The 17951-nt window shown below is 70.9% G+C and carries 21 protein-coding genes and 1 tRNA gene; 12 read left to right on the top strand and 10 right to left on the bottom strand.

Features of this window, described 5'->3' with window-relative positions:
* Nucleotides 1-9: 9 nt before the first annotated feature.
* The 3 genes from JIN95_RS03880 to JIN95_RS03870 are packed head-to-tail and all read left to right on the top strand — an operon-like array spanning nucleotide 10 to nucleotide 2268.
* Nucleotides 10-678, top strand: a complete 669-nt coding sequence (locus JIN95_RS03880) for a hypothetical protein (protein ID WP_200530559.1) — start codon at nucleotides 10-12, stop codon at nucleotides 676-678.
* Complete coding sequence (locus JIN95_RS03875; protein WP_200530558.1) at nucleotides 675-1502, top strand: hypothetical protein; 828 nt, start codon at nucleotides 675-677, stop codon at nucleotides 1500-1502. The genes JIN95_RS03880 and JIN95_RS03875 overlap by 4 nt, the downstream gene beginning before the upstream one ends.
* Nucleotides 1503-1551: 49 nt before the next feature.
* Nucleotides 1552-2268, top strand: a complete 717-nt coding sequence (locus tag JIN95_RS03870; RefSeq protein ID WP_095636605.1) for a diphthine--ammonia ligase — start codon at nucleotides 1552-1554, stop codon at nucleotides 2266-2268.
* 21 nt (nucleotides 2269-2289) lie between these two features.
* Here the strand turns inward: JIN95_RS03870 and JIN95_RS03865 are convergent, their stop codons facing one another.
* Together JIN95_RS03865 and JIN95_RS03860 are read right to left on the bottom strand one after the other, a co-directional pair.
* The gene (locus JIN95_RS03865; protein WP_095636604.1) at nucleotides 2290-3543 is read right to left on the bottom strand and encodes a Glu/Leu/Phe/Val dehydrogenase; all 1254 of its coding nucleotides are present in this window, start codon (nucleotides 3541-3543) and stop codon (nucleotides 2290-2292) included.
* 25 nt (nucleotides 3544-3568) lie between these two features.
* On the bottom strand, nucleotides 3569-4477 hold the full coding sequence (locus JIN95_RS03860) for a CoA ester lyase (RefSeq protein ID WP_200530557.1): 909 nt from the start codon (nucleotides 4475-4477) through the stop codon (nucleotides 3569-3571).
* A 126-nt stretch (nucleotides 4478-4603) separates the two neighbouring features.
* Here JIN95_RS03860 and JIN95_RS03855 point away from each other — a divergent pair, with 126 nt between their 5' ends.
* Nucleotides 4604-5080 carry a MaoC family dehydratase gene (locus JIN95_RS03855; RefSeq protein ID WP_095636602.1) on the top strand — a complete coding sequence of 159 codons (477 nt, stop codon included), beginning with the start codon at nucleotides 4604-4606 and terminating at the stop codon, nucleotides 5078-5080.
* An 11-nt stretch (nucleotides 5081-5091) separates the two neighbouring features.
* Here JIN95_RS03855 and cyaB read toward each other — a convergent pair whose 3' ends face one another.
* Nucleotides 5092-5688, bottom strand: coding sequence for a class IV adenylate cyclase (gene cyaB / locus JIN95_RS03850; RefSeq protein WP_095636601.1), 597 nt, complete (start codon nucleotides 5686-5688; stop codon nucleotides 5092-5094).
* A gap of 114 nt (nucleotides 5689-5802) precedes the next feature.
* Between cyaB and JIN95_RS03845 the strand changes: the two genes are divergently transcribed.
* A complete protein-coding gene (locus JIN95_RS03845) occupies nucleotides 5803-6720 on the top strand; it encodes a peptidylprolyl isomerase (protein WP_095636600.1) in 918 nt (305 codons plus the stop codon).
* Nucleotides 6721-6806: 86 nt separating this feature from the next.
* Complete coding sequence (locus JIN95_RS03840) at nucleotides 6807-7067, top strand: hypothetical protein (RefSeq protein ID WP_200530556.1); 261 nt, start codon at nucleotides 6807-6809, stop codon at nucleotides 7065-7067.
* Nucleotides 7068-7089: 22 nt separating this feature from the next.
* On the opposite strand, the gene JIN95_RS03835 is transcribed toward JIN95_RS03840, so the two are convergent.
* From JIN95_RS03835 to JIN95_RS03820, 4 genes are all read right to left on the bottom strand, one after another.
* A complete protein-coding gene (locus JIN95_RS03835) occupies nucleotides 7090-7761 on the bottom strand; it encodes a transcriptional regulator (RefSeq protein WP_095636598.1) in 672 nt (223 codons plus the stop codon).
* Nucleotides 7762-7835: 74 nt separating this feature from the next.
* A complete protein-coding gene (locus JIN95_RS03830; protein ID WP_200530555.1) occupies nucleotides 7836-8510 on the bottom strand; it encodes a P-loop NTPase in 675 nt (224 codons plus the stop codon).
* 63 nt (nucleotides 8511-8573) lie between these two features.
* Nucleotides 8574-8966 carry a YlbF family regulator gene (locus JIN95_RS03825; RefSeq protein ID WP_095636597.1) on the bottom strand — a complete coding sequence of 131 codons (393 nt, stop codon included), beginning with the start codon at nucleotides 8964-8966 and terminating at the stop codon, nucleotides 8574-8576.
* Between the two features lie 81 nt (nucleotides 8967-9047).
* A complete protein-coding gene (locus tag JIN95_RS03820) occupies nucleotides 9048-9701 on the bottom strand; it encodes a phospholipase (RefSeq protein ID WP_200530554.1) in 654 nt (217 codons plus the stop codon).
* Nucleotides 9702-9846: 145 nt separating this feature from the next.
* Here JIN95_RS03820 and JIN95_RS03815 point away from each other — a divergent pair, with 145 nt between their 5' ends.
* The 3 genes from JIN95_RS03815 (at nucleotide 9847) to JIN95_RS03805 (ending at nucleotide 12940) form a co-directional block, all read left to right on the top strand.
* Nucleotides 9847-10548 (top strand): hypothetical protein, encoded by a 702-nt coding sequence (locus JIN95_RS03815; protein ID WP_200530553.1) that lies wholly within the window; start codon nucleotides 9847-9849, stop codon nucleotides 10546-10548.
* Nucleotides 10549-10659: 111 nt separating this feature from the next.
* Complete coding sequence (dph2, locus tag JIN95_RS03810) at nucleotides 10660-11703, top strand: diphthamide biosynthesis enzyme Dph2 (RefSeq protein ID WP_095636594.1); 1044 nt, start codon at nucleotides 10660-10662, stop codon at nucleotides 11701-11703.
* Nucleotides 11704-11785: 82 nt separating this feature from the next.
* On the top strand, nucleotides 11786-12940 hold the full coding sequence (locus JIN95_RS03805) for a cobalamin-independent methionine synthase II family protein (RefSeq protein ID WP_200530552.1): 1155 nt from the start codon (nucleotides 11786-11788) through the stop codon (nucleotides 12938-12940).
* Between the two features lie 25 nt (nucleotides 12941-12965).
* Here the strand turns inward: JIN95_RS03805 and JIN95_RS03800 are convergent, their stop codons facing one another.
* A complete protein-coding gene (locus JIN95_RS03800; protein ID WP_200530551.1) occupies nucleotides 12966-13418 on the bottom strand; it encodes a TIGR00725 family protein in 453 nt (150 codons plus the stop codon).
* Nucleotides 13419-13511: 93 nt separating this feature from the next.
* On the opposite strand from JIN95_RS03800, the gene JIN95_RS03795 reads away from it, so the two are divergent.
* From JIN95_RS03795 to JIN95_RS03785, 3 genes are all read left to right on the top strand, one after another.
* The gene (locus tag JIN95_RS03795) at nucleotides 13512-14168 is read left to right on the top strand and encodes an HAD family hydrolase (protein WP_200530550.1); all 657 of its coding nucleotides are present in this window, start codon (nucleotides 13512-13514) and stop codon (nucleotides 14166-14168) included.
* 111 nt (nucleotides 14169-14279) lie between these two features.
* A complete protein-coding gene (locus JIN95_RS03790) occupies nucleotides 14280-16643 on the top strand; it encodes an ATP-dependent DNA helicase (protein WP_200530549.1) in 2364 nt (787 codons plus the stop codon).
* A gap of 130 nt (nucleotides 16644-16773) precedes the next feature.
* On the top strand, nucleotides 16774-16926 hold the full coding sequence (locus tag JIN95_RS03785) for a hypothetical protein (protein ID WP_198951521.1): 153 nt from the start codon (nucleotides 16774-16776) through the stop codon (nucleotides 16924-16926).
* Between the two features lie 123 nt (nucleotides 16927-17049).
* On the opposite strand, the gene JIN95_RS03780 is transcribed toward JIN95_RS03785, so the two are convergent.
* Nucleotides 17050-17661 carry a translation initiation factor IF-2 subunit beta gene (locus JIN95_RS03780; protein WP_095636590.1) on the bottom strand — a complete coding sequence of 204 codons (612 nt, stop codon included), beginning with the start codon at nucleotides 17659-17661 and terminating at the stop codon, nucleotides 17050-17052.
* Between the two features lie 145 nt (nucleotides 17662-17806).
* Nucleotides 17807-17881: transfer RNA gene (locus JIN95_RS03775), tRNA-Met, on the bottom strand.
* Between the last annotated feature and the right edge of the window lie 70 nt (nucleotides 17882-17951).

Genomic DNA, 17951 nt, shown 5'->3' with positions numbered 1-17951 from the left:
CCCGTCGCGATGGCCGACCTCTCGACGCTGGTGACGGGCGTCGTCCTCGAGAGCACGAAGGGCGTCGCGGCCGCCGAGGTGGAGGCGGCCGCCGAGCGCGCGTCGTTCCGCGAGTCGCTCGACCGCGACCCGACCGCCTTCGCCGACCGGGAGGCGATCGAGGCGTTCCTCCGCGAGCGGTTCCCCCCGTTCGAGCGCGACCCCCGGACGGTGCTCGAACCGTACGTCGATCCGGATCTGCTCCGGAAGGCGCTCTCGCGGTGGGAACCGGGTGAGACCGCCGTCCGACCCGGCAGCCCCTACGTGCACCCGGATCGGTTTCCCGCGGGCCCGCTCTCCGAGACGCCGCCCGTGGAGCGCGTCCTCGGCGTGGAGCTCACCGAGCGGGAGCTGGAGGTCGTCGGCGACCTCGCGCTGTTCACCCGATCGGCGGTCAGGCGGGTCCGCGACGCGGCCGCCGAGCGCATCGGTCGCCGCGAGCTCGCCGCCCGTCGGAGCGTCGCCGAACAGGGGTACCCCCGCCCCGTCGTGGAGGGGATCGACGTCGAGACGAAGGTGACGTTCGGCGGCGAGATCGACGCGACGCCGTTCGACGCGCGCTACGCCGAGCACGCGGTCGCGGGCGGGATCGGAACGGTCAGGACAGAACTCCACTTCGAGGACGAGAGCGGACCGTGACGCTCCCGCTCGACGACCTGATGCGACGGGCCCACGCGCAGCTCCTGGCCGCGTCCGTCGACATCGACGAGGAACGAGAGGCCGTTCCGGGGCGGTCGATGGCGCTGACCGAGGTCGACCTGGAGGTCCCCGTCGGCTTCCTCGCGGAGCCCGTCGACCCGGCGAGCGTCGAGGAGAGTCCGCCCGAGCTCCTCGTGACGTTCGAGGAGGGAGACGGGTGCGTCTCGCTGTCGTTCCGCCCCCGACCGCCGCCGGGCACCGGCGACGCAGAGGAGCCCGCCGGCGGCGGTCGAGGGACGGGAGACGACGCCCGCGCCGACGGCCCGAGCGGCTCCGACGGCGGTCGCGGCCGGCCGCGGCGCCCGCACTCCGAACGGGGTCGCTCGGACGCCGCCCGACGCGTCGGAACGCTCGGACGGGTCGGGTCGGCTTCGAGCGGCGCGACTGCCGGCGAGGCCGTCGAGACCGCCGAAACCCCCGAGTCAGCAGAGACCGACGCGACTCCCGGGGACGGCCGAGCGACCGCCGAAGACGGCCGAGCGGCCACAGGAGACGGGACGGAGGGCGGGGAGAGGTCGGCGGTCGAGGAGCTGATCGGGCTCGGCGCCCGGCCGCGCACGGCGCGACTCCTGGCGCGGCACGGCCCCCCGGTGGAGGAGGTCGCGTCGGCCGGGGTACACGAGCTGCGGGCGTCGCTCGAGGAGGCGCTTCGAGACGAAGACGACGGGACGGCTACGGCGGGAGCCGAACGTTCGTCGGCGCCCGTTCCCGACGTTCGGGAGCTCTCGCGGATCGTCGCCGCGGCGGCCGAGCGGGAGTCGTAGGCGGTCGGGAACCGGCGCCCATTTAGGCGTCTCGGCCACTACCGGTGGTATGACCGACGACTGGGTGAGCCTCTTTTCGGGCGGGAAGGACTCCTCGTGGGCGCTGTACCGCGCGCTGGAGGAGGGCCTCGACGTCTCGCGGCTCCTGACGGTCCACCCCGCGGGCGACTCGTACATGTACCACACGCCGGCGACCCACCTCGCCGAACTCGCGGCCGAGAGCGTGGGCATCGACCTCGTCGAGGTGTCGCCCGACGATTTCGGCGCCGACGACGTCGACGACGCCGGCGCGCAGGGCGACGCGGAGCTGGAGCCGATGGAGGCCGCGCTCCGCGAGATCGCCGCGGGTGACGGCGTCGACCTCGCGGGCGTCACCGCGGGCGCGGTCGAGAGCGAGTTCCAGACGAACCGCATTCAGGGGATGTGCGACCGGCTCGGGATCGATCTGTTCGCGCCCCTGTGGCGCGAGGACCCGGTCGCACTCGCCGAGGCGATGTTCGACGCCGGCTTCGAGATCCGGATCGTGCAGGTGGCCGCCTACGGCCTCGACGAGTCGTGGCTCGGCCGGCGCTACGACGCCGACGCGCTCGCGGAGCTCGTCGACCTTCGCGAGGAGTACGGGGTCCACCCGCTGGGCGAGGGCGGCGAGTTCGAGACGTACGTCGTCGACGGGCCGCACATGGACCGGCGGATCGACATCGAGTACGACGCGGTGTGGGAGGGCGACCGCGGCCACGTCGAGATCCGGGACGCGCGGCTGGAGTGACGGATCGTTCCGCGGACGGCGCTACGGCCAGTTTCCGGCCTGATCGGCGGCGTTCACGATCCGCTCGATGGCGACGACGTACGCCGCAGTCCGGAGGTTCGGCGCGTCGTTCGCCTCGTAGCTGTCGACCAGCCGATCGAACGCCTCAGTGATCACGCGCTCTAACTCCTCGTTCACCCGCTCTTCCGTCCAGTGGAACCGCTGTCGGTTCTGGACCCACTCGAAGTACGAGACGGTGACGCCGCCCGCGTTCGCGAGGATATCGGGGACGACGTACACGTCCTTCTCGGCGAGCACGTCGTCGGCGTCCGGGGTGAGCGGCCCGTTCGCGGCCTCGACGATCACGTCGGCGCGCACGTCGACGGCGAGGTCGCCGTCGATCGCGTTCTCCAGCGCGGCCGGCACGAGGAGGTCGACGTCGAGCGTCAGCAGCTCCTCGTTGGTGACCGCCTCGGTCCCCGAGAACCCGCCGACGGTGCCGGTCTCCGCCTTGTGGGCTTTCACCGCCCGCGGGTCGACCCCGTCGGGCGCGTGGATCCCCCCGGCAGAGTCGGAGACCGCGACCACGTCGGCGCCGAGGTCGTCGAGCAGCGCGGCGGCGATCGACCCCGCGTTCCCGTACCCCTGCACGGCGACCGTCGCGTCTGCAATGTCGCGGTCGAGCCAGTCGAACGCCTCTCGCGCGGCGAGGGCGACGGAGCGCCCGGTCGCCTCGACGCGCCCCTCGCTGCCGCCCGAGTCGAGCGCCTTCCCCGTGATGACGCCGGGGGCGGTCGTGTTTTCGAGGGTCTCGTAGGTGTCTTTGATCCAGTTCATCTCCCGCTGGCCGGTGTTGACGTCGGGGGCGGGGATGTCCCGGTCCTCGCCGATCAGCGGGCGGAGCTCCGTCGCGAACGCGCGGGTGAGCCGCTCCAGTTCGGCCTCCGAGTAGTCTGCGGGGTCGATCGCGATGCCGCCTTTCCCGCCGCCGTACGGGACGTCGACGACGGCGCACTTGTACGCCATCCACCCGGACAGCGCCTTCACCTCGTCGCGAGTGACGCCCGGGTGATACCGGATGCCACCCTTGTACGGGCCGCGGTCGCCGTTGAACTGCGAGCGGTACGCACGGACCGTCTCCAGCGTGCCGTCGTCGCGCTCGAACGTCAGGTTCGTCTCCAACACTCGCTCGGGGTTCTTCAGGCGGGTGAGCACGCCCGGCGGCGCGTCGAGGAACGCCGCGGCGTCGTCGACCTGCTCTTGAAGGCTCTCGAAGGGATTGGCTTGGCCGGTCATGACTGATTCTCCCGGGGGGCCGAGGTTAACTGTGACGACCGCTTCGGTTCTTGTCTCGATCGGTGCCGGGCCGATCGCCCGCGGGGGCGCGCTCGACGATCCGCTCCGCCTGCGCGATCAGGGGCGCGTCGATCATCTCGCCGTCGACCTGGAAGACCGCTCGGCCCTCTCGCTCCGCGGCATCGCGGGCGTCGAGCACTCGTTCGGCCCACTCGACCTCTTCCGGGTCCGGCGTGAACGCCGCGTTGATCGGGTCGACCTGTGCCGGGTGGATCGCCAGCTTCCCGTCGTAGCCGAGCGTGAGCGCGAACCCGGCCTCTTCACGGAGGCCGTCCGTGTCCGAGAAGTCGGTGAACACCGTGTCGATCGCGTCGACGCCGGCCGCGCCGGCCGCGAGGACGACGTGCTCGCGGGCGTACAGCACCTCGGTCCCCTCGTCGGTCCGGGTCGCGCCCACGTCGGCCGCGAGGTCCTCGGCGCCGAAGACGAGCGCGTCGGTCGCGGCGGCGGCCGCGATCGACTCGGCCGAGAGGACCCCCGCCGCCGTCTCGACCAGGGCGAACACGGCCGGGTCGAGCCCGCGGTCCGCGCAGAGCGCCGCCGCCTCCTCGACGCGATCGGCCGACCCCACCTTCGGGAGCATGACCGCGTCGAGCCGGAGGTCGGCGTCGGAGTCCGCGTCCTTACCGGCGCCCACCAGCGCGTCGAGGTCGGCCGCCGGCTCGGCGGCCGTGAGCCGGACGCACACCTCCGCGTCGGGGGCAAAGTCGGGATCGGTGAGCACCGCGCGGACCGATTCGCGGGCCTCGGCCTTCCGGTCGGGCGCGACCGCGTCTTCGAGGTCGAAGCAGATCACGTCGGCGCCGGCGCCGGGGGCCTTGCGCATGAGCTCCGGCCGGTCGCCGGGGGAGAACAGGAGGCTTCGTCGGGCCATGTCGGGCGGTCCGCGCGCATCGACATAAATCGTCCCGGCGTTCGCACAGCGGCCTTCGCGGAGGGGCGACGAGCCGCCGTCCGCGAGAGCGGTACCGCTTTGACGCCGCCCGCCGACGGTGGCCCCATGCCCGGACGCTACTACGAGGAGTTCGCGGTCGGCGAGACGATCGAGCACGCGAAGCGGCGCACGATAAGCGAGGCCGACAACCAGCGCTTCTGCGACATGACGATGAACCAGCAGCCGCTCCACCTCGACGCCGACTTCGCGGCGGAGACGCAGTTCGGCGAGCGGCTGGTCAACGGCCTCTACACCATGTCGCTCGCGGTCGGCGTGTCGATCCCGGAGACCACGGACGGCACCATCGTCGCGAACCTCTCGTACGACGCGGTCGAACACCCGAACCCGGTGTTCCACGGCGACACGATCCGCGCGCGGTCGACCGTCACGGACAAGCGAGAGACGAGCGACGGTGAGCGGGGCGTGGTCACGATGCACGTGGAGGCGTTCAAAGTCGTCGAGGGCGACGACGACGTGCTCGTCTGCGAGTTCGACCGGACCGTGCTCTCGGAGAAGCGGCCGGAGGGTGAAGGGGACGGGTGAACGCCGCCCGGTCAGGACTCCTCGGCCAGCAACAGCCCGAGGTACGAGGTTCGGACCTGTTCGTCGCCGTCGAGTCCGAGCCGGTCGAGCGCGTCCAGCGCCTCGTCGCGGGCGGCCTCGATCGCGTCCTGGTCGTCGACCTCGCGTTCGATCTCGACGAACTCGCCGAGGCCGTCGACGGCGTCGAGAGTGACGGTGAACCCCGCGAACGACCAGAACTCCCGGCGCTTCTCGACGACCGCGGCCGGTTCGAACCCGAGCCCCGAGAGCACGCCGGCCATCGCCTCGCCGTCGTCGACGGCGGTCTCGTGTTCCGCTCGGGTCTTCGACCCCTCGTCGAGGAGCGGCCCCTTGTACGTGAGCTTCGTCGTTTCAGCGGCCGGGTCCGGGTCCGCCGGCCCCGCCTCGGACTCCCCGCCGATCCCCCCCGAGAGCGGAGACTCCCGTCGGACCCGAAGCGCCTCGTCCGTCTCGGCGAAGTCGCGGTGCGGGGCGTCGTAGTACGCGTCGCGCTGGCGGCGGGCGTCGACGCGCTCGGCGCCGACCTCGCGCAGTCGCTCCCGGACCGCATCGGCGTCGGCCGGCACTTTGATCTCGACCTCGAACATACCCGGGTTCCGCCGGGCGCGTTCTTAAGCGCCGCGGGAGTGGACTCCGGCGCAACGCGGTCGTCGCCGCGTCGAACCGTGCGCCTTAAGGGTGTAACAGGAGACCTTCAGGGTATGAGCGATCAGGAGCAAGCGGACGCGGCCGAGGACGCAGACGAGGCCGAGACCGAGGGACTCGCCGACGGCGACTTCGTGCGAGTCGCGTACACGATTCGAACCGCCGATGACGGCCGCGTCATCGACACCACGGACGAGGAGACCGCCGAGGAGGCGGAGATCGACACCGAGGAGCACGAGTTCGAGCCGCGTATCATCGCGCTGGGCGCCGGGCACGTGTTCCCGTCCGTCGAGGAGGCCTTCATCGGCGCCGAGGTCGGTGACGAGGGCGTCGTCGACGTGCCCGCCGAGGACGCCTTCGGCGAGTACGACCCCGACGAGGTCGAGACCGTCAAGGCCGACAAGATCCCCGAGGACAGCCGCTACCCCGGCGCGCAGGTTCAGATCGACAACCGGCAGGGGTACCTCGAGACGATCATCGGCGGTCGCGCCCGCGTCGACTTCAACCACCCGCTGGCCGGCGAGGACCTCGAGTACGAGTACGAGATCCTCGAAGCCATCGACGACCGCGAAGAGCAGGCGTCGGGCATGCTCGGGATGTACCTCCAGGAGGCGCCCGAGGTCCGGATCGAGACGGTCACCGAGGAGGAGGAGACCGTCACCGAGGACGACGACGGCGAGGAAGTCGTCGAGACCGAGGAGGTCGAGAAGGACGTGCTCTACGTCACCGCGACGCAGGCGATGCAGATGAACCAGCAGTGGATGTTCCAGAAACAGCAGATCGCGCAGGACCTCATGAGCCGGCTCGACCTCGACCGCGTCGTCGTCGAGGAGGTCATCGAGGGCGGCGGCATGGGCGGTCTCGGCGGCATGATGGGCGGCATGGGCGGCGCCGGCGCGGGCGACATCGAGGAGGCGCTCGAAGACGTCGACGTCGACGCCGACGAGATCGTCGACGAGATCGACGAGGAGTAACCCGACGCGCCGTTTGACCGACCGACCCGGTCGGTCTTCGGCCCCGAACCGATCCCTTTTGAAGCGCGGTCGACCCACAGAGAGACATGGAAATCGAACGTGCGCGCAGCGACCTCGTCGTCGCCGCCAGCGCCGGGGGGACGACGATCGCGCTCGCCCTGCTGTCCGGCGTCGCGGGCGTGGTCGAGGTGTCGACCCTGCCGACGCTGGCGCCGCTGGTCGTCTACGCGGGCTATCTCTTTTCGCGGAAGGGCGGCCCGTACGGCTCGCTCGACCGACCGCGGAACTGGGCGGCGGTCGCGGTGCTCGTCGGCGTCGTCGTCGTCGCGGCGTCGGCGGTGGTTTAAATAAAGCAGGTCGCCCGCCGGGTCAGGCGATGTCGCGGCTCGTGTCAACCGACACCGTGTCGGTGAGTTTCAGCTTGAGGGGCTCTTCGAGCGCCGCGCCGCCGCGGAATTTCGGCACGATCAGCCGGTTCGCGATCTCCGTGCCGGTCACGGTCGTCCGGAGGTCGAAGACCACGTCCGCGACCTGTTCGGTGACGACGCGGTTCCGCCCCGTCTCCCCCTTGAACGCGTGTAACACCGCGATCCCGCCGGCGTCCGCGACGTGCCGGCGCAGGTCGGTGAGGAACGATCCGTACCGCGACCGGTCGGAAGCCTCCAGCGGTTCGACGGAGTCGACGACGAGCGTGGCGCCGTCCGAGAGCTCCGCGGCGGTCGCCAACACGTCGTCGAGCGGGGCCTCGCGGTCCGTCTCCTCGACGACGGTCTCTCCGGCTCCGCCCTCACTATCGCCCCGCTCGCCGTCGCTTTCGCCGTCGTCTCCCGCCTCCGCTCCGCCGAGCGCGAGGCTCGCTTCGACCGCGTCGGCCGAACGCACCGTCGTGAGGTAGCGGCACTCCCGCGGGCGCGAGAACCGGTCCACGATCAGCTCTGACTGGCTCGCGGGGTCCGCCTTCAACACGACGACGCTGCCGCTCGGGAGTCCGCCGCCGAACTCCCTGTCCAGCACGGAGATCCCGGTCGGTAGCGTCTCCATATGTGCGCTGCCGGCTCCGGAGGTTTGGCTCTGTCGATGGGGGACGAGCGCCGGACGCGACCCCGGGGCGGCGGTCACGCGACCCGCCACCGGTCCGCCCCGTGCTCGTCGACGAGCCGACGCGCCAGGTCGTCGTACGCCGCCCGCACCGACGGGTCTGACAGCGGCTCGGGGGCGACAGCCGGGATCCGCCCCAGCACCGGACAACCGAGGAGCTCCCCCACTCCGGCCGGAACCGACTCGGCGCGCACGGCCACGGTGCCGACCGGCGGACACCCCAGTCGGCGCGCGAGCGCCGCGGTCTTCGCGGCGTCGCGGAGCGCCGCCCGCCGGAGCGGCGTCACGAGGAGGCACCGGTCGGCGGCCCGGAGCGGCGCCGCGGCGTCGGGCGACGCCCCCGCCGGACAGTCGAGGAGGGTCGGCGAATCCGCGGGGATCGCCTCCGCGAGCGCGCCGAGCACGCGCCCGGCGTCGGCGTCACCCGGGTCGTTCGGCGCCGCGAGCACCGTCGGCGCCCGCCGATCCGGGCGGATCGCTCCGTCGGCCCGAACCGCGTCGAACACCGTCGGGGCGTCCGGAACGGGGCCGCCGTCTCCGTCGGCGGCGCTCGCCAGTCGCGCGAGGTTCGGGAGGTCCCAGTCCGCGTCGGCGGCGACGACGGGAGCACCCCGCCGCGACAGCGCCCGCGCGAGCCCCAGCGTGGTGGTCGTCTTCCCGCTTCCGCCCTTTCCGCCGGCCACGGCTATCACGGGGATGGGTGCGTCGCTATCGCTGATAAAAGTCGGGAGCGAAACGAAGTGCGACGGTACGGGTTAGTCCTGACAGCAGCCGCCGGCCTCGCCGCCGAAGTCGACCGCGAGCGGCTCCGAGATGGCCTCGTTGACGGCTTCGAGGGTGTCGTTCAGCTCCTCCTGTGCGTCGAGGAACTCGCGCATGACGGGCATCGAGTGCAGCTCGTTTTGGGCCGCCTGCACCTTCTGGAGCCCGGAGTTCGTCGCCTGTCCGGTCTCCCGGGCCTGCATGAACTCCGCGCGGAGCTGCTCGAACTCGTCGATCTTGGCCTGGACTTCCTCGTCGCGCTGGACCGCTTCGCGGGCCGACTCGAAGCGCTCGTACTCCTGCGTTCGGGCGATGCGTTCGCCGAGCTCGCGACCGAGGTCCTCGATGGTGGCCTGCTCGTCGGGAGCGGCCTGTTCGACGCTCATACCCGATCCTCGGGACGGATCGGTTTCAACCTGCCGGAGCCGGGGGTGTCCCCCGGGGAACGATCGGCCGGGAGCCGTCGCTCACTCCGCCTGCGACTCCACGAACGTGACGACGTCGCCCAGCTCCTGCTGGCCGATGCCGTGGCCGCCCGGGTAGCTCCCGCGGGTGACGGCGGCGCCGATCTCCTCGAACCGGTCGGCCGCCGCCGCCGACCGCGACTCGGGGATCACGCGGTCGCCCGCGCCCGCGCCGACGAACACCGGCTTGCCCTCGATCCCGTCGGGTTCGAGGTCCGCGTGCGCGTCCGCGAGGTAGCCGTGCAGCGCGACGACCCACGCGTAGCGGTCCGGTTCCTCCAACACGATCGAGAGGCTCGTGATCGCCCCCTGACTGAACCCGAGCAGGCCGAGCCGGTCGGGGTCGAGGCCGTAGGCGTCGACCGCGGCGTCGACGCTCTCGGCCACCAGGTCGAGGCTCCGCCGGAAGTCCTCGGCGTCGGGCTGGCTCGACTCGAGGCCGCCGGCGGACAGGTCGAGCTCGTACCACGTGTACCCGCCCTGCAGCGGGTCGGGCGCGCGCAGGCTCACGACGTGGAGCTCGTCTGGCAGGCGCTGGGCCACCGGCAGCAGGTCCTCCTCGTCGGCGCCGCGGCCGTGCAGCACGAAGACGGCGGGGGCGTTCTCGGTGTCGTCGTCGGGCGCGACGTGGACGTGTTCGAGCGGAAGGTCAGTCATGTGTCCCGCGTTCGTCGGCTCGGGGGTTGTATCCGTCGGCCGCGGCAGCGATCGGCTCAGGCGTGCGAGCGCGATCGGTCGGCGAGCCCCGATCCGGGCTCGTTCGCGCATCAATTATTTGACGATCGCGGCGAGATGTCGGACCATGCGTCCCCGCACTATCGCCGCGGCAGCGGCGGTCCTCCTCCTTGCGGCCGGAATCGCCGCCGCCCCGACGGCCGACGCGCGCGCACCGCCGACGCCGGTCTGCGGCGTCTGTGACCTCGATCGAACCGCACCGGACGGCACCGCCGTGGTCGCCGGCGAGAGCGCCCTGACCGTCACGCTCCACGGGAACGGGTCGACGACGTGGGAAGCTGAGGTCGACCTCGCGGCGGGCGGCGACGCGCTCGCGGCGAACGAGTCGCTCCGGCGCGCGGTCGCTTCCGAGGCCGCGCGCGACGGAATCTCTGACCCGAGAGACGTCGAGTCGCGGATCGACGGGAACACGCTGCTCGTCGAGTACCGGGACCCGAACGCCACGGAGCGACACCTTGGCGTCGTGGTGTTCACGCCGCTGACGCCCGCCGCTCCCTCGGTCCCGTTCGTTATCGGCGGCGAGGGGGCGCGGTACCTCGGCGCCGATCGCGTGACCGTCCGCGGGGCGCCCGGGTGGGAGGTCCGCGGCGATTCGGCCGCGGCCGATTCCGACGGTCGGCTGGTCTGGACCCGCGACGAGGCCGACCCCGACGATCAGGGGCGAGTCTTCGTCGACGTCGACCGAGACCCGGTCGCCGTCGAGGAGGACGGGATGTTGCCCGCACAGCGCGCGTGGATCGCTCGGCTGCTCACGAGCGACACCCTCTGAGGGTGTGGAGTCGCCGAAACGAGCACGGGCGTTACGAACGTCACGAACGTCGCGGACGGAACTCGCGGTCGAACGCGCCGTTTAACCGTCCTGCCGCACAATTCGTTCGACATGAGCGGCTCCACGGAGGGCGACCTCACGAAGACGGGGATGGCCCTGAAACACGACCGCGAGTGGGACTACGAACTCGATCGGATCTTAGAGGCGATCGAGGAGCGCGACGCCTCCAAGGTCGGCCTCCAGTTCCCCGAGGGGCTCAAGCGCCGCGGCCCGAAGGTCGCCGACGACCTCCGCGAGGTGGCGCCCGACGACGTGACGTTCATGCTGTCCGGACAGCCCTGTTACGGCGCCTGCGACCTCGACACGTACCTGATGCGCCGGACGGACGTGTTCGTCCACTTCGGCCACACGCCGATGAAGGAGTCCGACAGCATCGTCTACGTCCCCCTGTTCTCGAACGTCGATCCCTTCCCGATCATGGAGGACGCGCTGGAGGAAGAGCTCGCGTCCCCGGAGGAGGACGCCGACGTGGGGCTCGTCACGACCGCCCAGCACATGAACCGGTTCGAGGAGATGACCGACTGGTTGGAGGAGCGCGGCTACGAGGTCCACACCCGCCGGGGCGACGACCGGCTCACGAAGGAGGGGCAGGTGCTCGGCTGCAACTACGCCTCCGCGGACATCGACGCCGAACAGGTGCTGTACGTCGGCGGCGGGAAGTTCCACCCGGTCGGCCTCGCGATGGAGCATCCGGACAAGCGCGTCGTCATCGCCGACCCCGTCAACAACGCGGTCTCGGTCGCGGAACACGACCAGTTCCTCAAGCAGCGCTACGCCTCGGTCCACAAGGCGATGGGCGCCGAGAAGTGGGGTGTCATCTTCTGTACGAAGATCGGGCAGGGCCGTTGGGAGAAGGCCCAGGAGATCGTCGAGAACAACGAGAACGCCTACCTGATCACAATGGACGAGGTGACGCCGGACCGCCTGCGGAACTTCGACATGGACGCGTTCGTCAACACGGGCTGTCCCCGGATCACGACCGACGACGGCCCGCGGTTCCACAAGCCGATGCTGACGCCGGGCGAGTACGAGGCCGCGATCGGCGAGAAACCCCTCGACTCGATCGAGTTCGACACGTTCCACGACACCTGGTAACCGGTCCGACGGCGCCGCCGCGGACCGCTTCCGTTCGCCGGATCCTCCGGGCTTTAGTTGCCGGGCACCGTCGGTTCGTCCGATGACAGCCGACGACGGCCACATCGGTACGACGCACATCGGAAGCCTGCCGCGACCGCCCGAGCTCCTCGATCTGCTCACGAACCGACAGGCGGGCGAGGCGGTCGATCCGGACGAGTGGGACGCGACGGTCGCCGACGCGACCCGCGACGTGGTCGAGCGGCAGGTCGAGACCGGGCTCGACGCGATCAACAACGGCGAGCAGTCGCGCGTCTCGTTCAACTGGTACGTCGCGGACCGGCTCAGTGGCATCGACGGGACGCAGGAGACGGAGCTGTGGGCCGACCTCCAGGAGTTCCCCTCCTACGCCGAGGAGACGTTCAAGACGGACGTGATCGACCTCTCCGAGCACCCGGTCGTCGACGGGGCGATCGAGTACACCGGCCGCGAGGAGGCCGAGGCGGAGATCGACGAGTTCGTCGACGCCCTCGACGAGGTCGGCCGCGACGCCTCGGACGCCTTCATGACCGCGGCGTCGCCGAGCGTCGTCACCGCCACGCACGTCGACGAGCACTACGGCGACTACGAGGAGTACCTCTCCGCGGTGGCAGAGGCGATGAAGACGGAGTACGAGCTCGTCGCCGACGCCGGACTCACGCTCCAGATCGACGCGCCGGAGCTGCTCACGGTCGGCCACACCGCGGCGTACGCCGACGAGCCGCTGGAGGCCGCGAAGGACGCGACGCGGCTCCACGTCGAGGCCCTCAACGAGGCGCTCGCGAACGTGCCCGCCGAGCAGGTCCGGCTCCACACCTGCTGGGGGAGCTACGAGGGGCCCCACCACCTCGACACCGACCTCGCCGAGATGCTGCCGCTGATCTACGAGGCCGACATCACCGGGCTCAGCGTCGAGCAGGCGAACCCGCGCCACCAACACGAGTACCGCGCGTTCGCCGAGCACCCGGTTCCGGACGGGTGGACGCTCATTCCGGGCGTCGTCGACGTGAAGACGAACGTCATCGACCACCCGGAGACGATCGCGGACCGGCTGGAGCGCGTCGCGGACGCGGTCGACGACGGGACCCCGATCGTCGCCGCGCCCGACTGCGGCTTCGGCACGCAGGCCGGACTCGGGATGGTCGACCCCGAGATCGCGTGGGCGAAACTGGCGGCGCTCGTCGAGGGCGCCGAGATCGCGAGCGGACGGCTCGCCTGAGCGCCGGACAGAAGCAGCGACGGAGTCAGCGGTCGGCCCCGACCGCGTCCTCGACGAACGCGACCGCCGCCGCGGGGGAGTCCACCGGTTCGACGCCGTCGGCGTCGTGCGTGTCCAGTCCGGCGACGGCCCGACCGTGCGCGAGCGCCATCCCGATCTCCGAGAGCGTCCCCGGCCCGCCGTCGATCGCGACCGCGGCGTCGCCGTTCATCACGACGAGCGCGTTGCGGGCGTGGCCCATGCCGGTCGCGATCGGCACGGTGACGTGCGGGTTCGCGTCCGCGCGACGGTCGGTCGGCAGGATACCGATCGTCTCGCCGCCCGCGCTCGCCGCGCCGCGACAGACCGCTTCCATCACGCCGCCGAGGCCGCCACAGACCACGGTGTGACCGCGGTCGGCGAGTCGTTTTCCCAGCTCTTCGGCGACCGCCGCCGTCTCGGGCGGGACCGAGCTTCCGCCGATGACGCTGACGCGCATACCGCGGGACCCGAGCCGAACGTATATAAAGGACGGTCGTCCGTGTCGCGGTGTTGGTGAAACTCTTTTAAGTGCTGGGCGACGACAGTCCCTATGACGTACGATACCGTCGTGTTCGACAACGACGGTGTCCTCGTGGGCCGCACGCGCTTCGACGTGCTCCGGGATGCGACCCGGAACGCGTTCGAGGAGTGCGGCGTCGAGGAGCCCGATCCGGACGACGTAGAGCGCATGACCATCGGTGCGACCCCCGGCAGCGTGGGGACCGTCTGTCAGACGTACGACCTCGATCCGGGGTCGTTCTGGCGGACGCGCGACGACGTGGTCTCGAAGGCCCAACAGCAGGAGGCGCGCGAGGGACGTAAAACTCCTTACGACGACCTCGACGAGCTGCAGAGCCTCGACGTGGAGATGGGGATCGTCTCCTCGAACCAGCAGGCCACGGTCGATTTCCTCGTCGATCACTTCGACGGCTTCGAGCGGTTCGGCGCCGCCTACGGCCGCGAGCCCACGATCCACTCGCTCCAGCTCCGCAAGCCGAACCCGCACTACATCGAGCAGGCGCTCGGCGACCTCGACGCGGGCAACGCGCTGTTCGTCGGCGACAACGAGTCCGACGTGCGCGCCGCCGAGAACGCCGGCATCGACTCCGCGTTCATCCGGCGGCCCCACCGCCGCGACTGGGAGCTGAACGTCTGGCCGACGTGGGAGATAGAGCGGCTCTCCGACCTCCACGACATCGTCGGGTAGGCCACGGCCGCCGGCCGTGACCCGATCGGTCGCCGGGCGGGGCCGCGGGAGGCCGCCCCGCCGACGCCGTTCTCTCAAGGTTTAACTCCGATCGGGAGCTACGCCGCCACAGTGACAGACGCCCCGCCGTGGACCGACATCTTCGGCCACGCAGAGCCGTACCCCGAGCAGGCCGACGGGATCGACGCCGCGATCGACGCCGCCGACGACGGCGGCTTCCTCGCTCTGGAGGGCGCGTGCGGGACGGGCAAGACGATGCTCGCGCTCACCGCCGGGCTCGACCGCGTCCGCGACCCCGACTCGGAGTTCGAGCGCGTGTTCGTCCTCACGAGCGTCAAACAGCAGCTGCGCCAGTTCGAGACGGACCTGGAGACGATCAACGGAGACCTCCCCGACGGATACGACCCCGTCTCCGGGCTCACCCTCGTCGGCAAGGCCGACGTGTGCCCGTACGCCCGCGAGAACCGCGGCGGGATCGACCGCGAGAACGTGTACGAGCGCTGCGAGGGGCTCCGGGAGCGCACTCGGAACCTCGTCGGCGACGGCGGCGCGACGACGACCTCGAACCTCGTGAGCGAGGCGCAGAGCCAGCAGGTCGGGCTGATGGACTCGGGGTCCATGGCCGACGCCGGGGTGAGCGACGCGCCCGCCGCCGACTACCTCGCCGTCGACGGCGAGCCCACTCCGTACCGCCCCGACACCGAGGAGTTCGAGGGGACCGAGTTCTGTCCCTTCTACGCCGGGTTCCTCGACGACCTCCCGGAGGACGGGGACCCGGCCGAGGCGGTCCCGTTCGACGTGACTGAGCTCGGCCACGTCGGGCCGACGGAGCTGGTCCGGCTCGCCGCGGGTCACGGCACGTGCCCCCACTCGATCATGGGCGCGCTCGTGCCCGAGGTCGAGGTCGTCATCGGCAACTACTATCACGCGTTCGACCCCGTGACGACCGGGACGTTCACGGGCGCGCTGCTGGACGACTCGACGTTCGTCGTCTGCGACGAGGCCCACATGCTCGAACCGCGCGTTCGGGACCTCGTGAGCGACCGGGTCGCCGACGCCAGCCTCCGCGACGCCGAGAACGAGCTCACCCGCGTCGTCCAGCCGCTCTCCTTCGAGACCGCGGGCGCGGAGTCCGACGACGCGGCGCTCGTGCGCGGCGAGCTGGAGGACGCCGACGTGAGCGTCGAGGAGATCGAGTCCGTCCGGGAGTTCTACGCCGACCTCCGCGGCGAGCTCGACAGGCGGGTGACCGAGCGGCTGGACCGCGAGCGCCCCGACTGGCGGGCGTCGATGCGCGAACTCGACGACGACGAGGTCGCGCTCCGCGACCCGGAGGAGCCCGCCGAAGACGAGATCACGGCGTGGGCGAAGCGCGAGGGATACGGCGATCGGGTCTGGGCCCGCGCGGAGCAGGTCGGCGCGGTCGTCAAGCGCGTGCTCGACTCGCTCGAAGACGAGGACAAGAAGCGCGCCTCGCCGGGCGTCGGCCGGACCCTCAACGCGTGGTACCGCGAGGACCACGAGGAGTTCTTCCGCGCGATCGACTTGGAGCGGACGTGGGACGAGACGGCGCCGCCGGACTCGTGGCGGCGCGCGTACAACGCGAGCCTCGCGCTGTACAACTGCCTGCCGAGCGAACCGATCGGCGACCGGCTCGCGGAGTTCGGCGGCGGGGTGTTGATGAGCGCGACGCTGGAGCCGATGGACGTGTTCCGCGAGGTGACCGGGCTCGACCATCTCGAGGAGCGGGGACGCCCGGTCGTCGAGCGGACGTACGGGCTCTCCTTCCCCGAGGAGAACCGCGAGAGCTTCGCGGTCGACGCGCCGAAGTTTACGTACCAGAACCGCGGCGCGCCCGGCGAGGAGAACGACACCCGGCTGGCGCACCTCGACGCGACCGCCGCGGTGGCGGGCCGCGAGGGGAACGTCCTCGTCGGGACGCCGAGCTACGCGGAGGCGACGTGGATGGCGGAGTCGCTCGCGGACCGGCTCGACAAGCCCGTCTTACTCGACGAGTCGTCCGGCGACCGCGCCACGGAGTCGCTGAAGGACGACTTCTTCGCGGGCGACGGGAAGGTGCTCGTGACGAGCCTCCGTGGGACGCTCACCGAGGGCGTCGACTACCGCGGCGACCGGCTGTCGGCCGCCGTGGTCTGTGGGGTCCCGATCATCAACACGGCGCGGCCCCGGACGCGGGCGGTGATCACCGCCTACGACAGGCGGTTCGAGTCGGGGTTCGAGACCGCGCTCACCGTCCCGGCGGTCCGGAAGGCGCGACAGGCCGTCGGTCGAGTGATTCGCGGACCGGACGAGCGCGGGGTCCGCGTCCTGCTCGACGCCCGGTACGCGCGCGAGTCGTGGAACAGCGTCCGCGAGTACCTCCCGGAGCACGAGCGCGACGAGTACCAGCCGGTGAGCCCGGACATGCTCGGGCTGGCGCTCGACCGGTTCGAGCGGCGGTCCAGCGGCGACTGAGGGGACGGCCGCGGAGGGGGATCAGAGGAGAAGGAACGCGGGAACGGTTCGCCGGATTCCGACGGCCTAATGTCGCGTTCGACGCCGGTATGAGGCGCGTAACTACGGCTTCACGGCGTCTGTCCCGTCCATGGAGCAACAGACACCGGGTGACCGGTACCACGTCGTCTGCAGGGAGTGCACCCTCGAACGGCTGTTCAGCGCCGTCGGCGACGCGACCCGGCTCGAACGAGACCACGCTTCGGAGACCGGCCATCGGGTGACGGTCGGGCGGATCCGCTAGCCGTACTGCGCGGATTCGCCGGCTAGTGCCGCGTTCGAGCGAACGAGACGACGGACATCGGTGTTTTCGCGGCCGGCAGCGCTGGGGTCGATCTGGGAGCGGCCGGCCGCCCTCAGCGTCGCGTCAGTTCTCGCGGCGGGCGAACGCGAGGTTGCCGGAGACGTTCTTGATGTACGCTTTGACCGTCTCGCCCTCCTGTGCGCCGGGGACGAAGATCGTGTACTCGCCGCGCTCGGCGACGCCGTCGCCCTTGCGGCCGGTGCCGACGATCTCGAGTTCGTACGTGTTGCCCGACTCGATGGCCTCCTCCTGCCGCTGGGTGTTCGAGGTGTTCTGCTTGGCGACGGGTCGGAACGCCCCGCAGGCCTCACAGCGGAGCATGGGCGTGCGGTTCTCGGTCTCGAGGCGGGTGTCCGGCAGGCCGCACTCCGAACAGGTGACGAACGACTCGATGTACGAGTCGATCGCAGCCTGGAAGTCTCGTTCGCGGAAGTTCCCGCTGTAGCGGGCTCGTCCGTCCTCGTACTGGCCGGCGGTACCGAGCTCCTGCTGGATCTTCGAGTGGACGTGTTCGGGGTCGCGGCTCAACGCGTCTGCGATCGAAGAGAGGTTCGTCAGCCGGGTGAACGCGCCGTCCTTCTGCGCCTCCGGGTCCGGGACCGACAGCCGCTCGTCGGAGCCGCCGAGGTCCGGAACCTCCTCCATCGCGCGGTCGAGGCTCGATTCGTAGTCCATACGCGACGGAACGGCGGCGCGACGGAAATCGCTTCCGGGTTCCGGATCGAGCGACGACGACGCGACTACGGGCTGGAGAGACGTCAGGCGGAAAACGAGAGGGAGACGCGAACCCACGACTCGGCGTGTGGCGTTCGTCCAGAAGTAGCGGGAGGTAGATTTGAACTACCGATCTCCGGGTTATGAGCCCGGCGGAATCTCCTGGCTATCCCATCCCGCTATCGTATCAAAACCGCGTGCGACTGTTAAGGGTTCTGATCCCGTCGCCCGTGTGCGATTCGTCCACGAAC

The sequence above is a fragment of the Halorubrum sp. LN27 genome (assembly GCF_016635065.1).
In the GTDB taxonomy this organism is placed as follows: domain Archaea; phylum Halobacteriota; class Halobacteria; order Halobacteriales; family Haloferacaceae; genus Halorubrum; species Halorubrum salipaludis.
Note: the sequence above shows the minus strand (reverse complement) of the source record. Positions and strands in the feature narration are given on the sequence as shown.

Excerpts from the sequence above, each read along its gene's own strand:
- JIN95_RS03880 (WP_200530559.1), top strand. The coding sequence starts at position 10 with ATGGCCGACCTCTCGACGCTGGTGACGGGCGTCGTCCTCGAGAGCACG.
- JIN95_RS03870 (WP_095636605.1), top strand. The coding sequence starts at position 1,552 with ATGACCGACGACTGGGTGAGCCTCTTTTCGGGCGGGAAGGACTCCTCG.
- JIN95_RS03865 (WP_095636604.1), bottom strand. The coding sequence starts at position 3,543 with ATGACCGGCCAAGCCAATCCCTTCGAGAGCCTTCAAGAGCAGGTCGAC.
- JIN95_RS03860 (WP_200530557.1), bottom strand. The coding sequence starts at position 4,477 with ATGGCCCGACGAAGCCTCCTGTTCTCCCCCGGCGACCGGCCGGAGCTC.
- JIN95_RS03855 (WP_095636602.1), top strand. The coding sequence starts at position 4,604 with ATGCCCGGACGCTACTACGAGGAGTTCGCGGTCGGCGAGACGATCGAG.
- cyaB (WP_095636601.1), bottom strand. The coding sequence starts at position 5,688 with ATGTTCGAGGTCGAGATCAAAGTGCCGGCCGACGCCGATGCGGTCCGG.
- JIN95_RS03845 (WP_095636600.1), top strand. The coding sequence starts at position 5,803 with ATGAGCGATCAGGAGCAAGCGGACGCGGCCGAGGACGCAGACGAGGCC.
- JIN95_RS03840 (WP_200530556.1), top strand. The coding sequence starts at position 6,807 with ATGGAAATCGAACGTGCGCGCAGCGACCTCGTCGTCGCCGCCAGCGCC.
- JIN95_RS03835 (WP_095636598.1), bottom strand. The coding sequence starts at position 7,761 with ATGGAGACGCTACCGACCGGGATCTCCGTGCTGGACAGGGAGTTCGGC.
- JIN95_RS03825 (WP_095636597.1), bottom strand. The coding sequence starts at position 8,966 with ATGAGCGTCGAACAGGCCGCTCCCGACGAGCAGGCCACCATCGAGGAC.
- JIN95_RS03820 (WP_200530554.1), bottom strand. The coding sequence starts at position 9,701 with ATGACTGACCTTCCGCTCGAACACGTCCACGTCGCGCCCGACGACGAC.
- JIN95_RS03815 (WP_200530553.1), top strand. The coding sequence starts at position 9,847 with ATGCGTCCCCGCACTATCGCCGCGGCAGCGGCGGTCCTCCTCCTTGCG.
- dph2 (WP_095636594.1), top strand. The coding sequence starts at position 10,660 with ATGAGCGGCTCCACGGAGGGCGACCTCACGAAGACGGGGATGGCCCTG.
- JIN95_RS03805 (WP_200530552.1), top strand. The coding sequence starts at position 11,786 with ATGACAGCCGACGACGGCCACATCGGTACGACGCACATCGGAAGCCTG.
- JIN95_RS03800 (WP_200530551.1), bottom strand. The coding sequence starts at position 13,418 with ATGCGCGTCAGCGTCATCGGCGGAAGCTCGGTCCCGCCCGAGACGGCG.
- JIN95_RS03795 (WP_200530550.1), top strand. The coding sequence starts at position 13,512 with ATGACGTACGATACCGTCGTGTTCGACAACGACGGTGTCCTCGTGGGC.
- JIN95_RS03785 (WP_198951521.1), top strand. The coding sequence starts at position 16,774 with ATGGAGCAACAGACACCGGGTGACCGGTACCACGTCGTCTGCAGGGAG.
- JIN95_RS03780 (WP_095636590.1), bottom strand. The coding sequence starts at position 17,661 with ATGGACTACGAATCGAGCCTCGACCGCGCGATGGAGGAGGTTCCGGAC.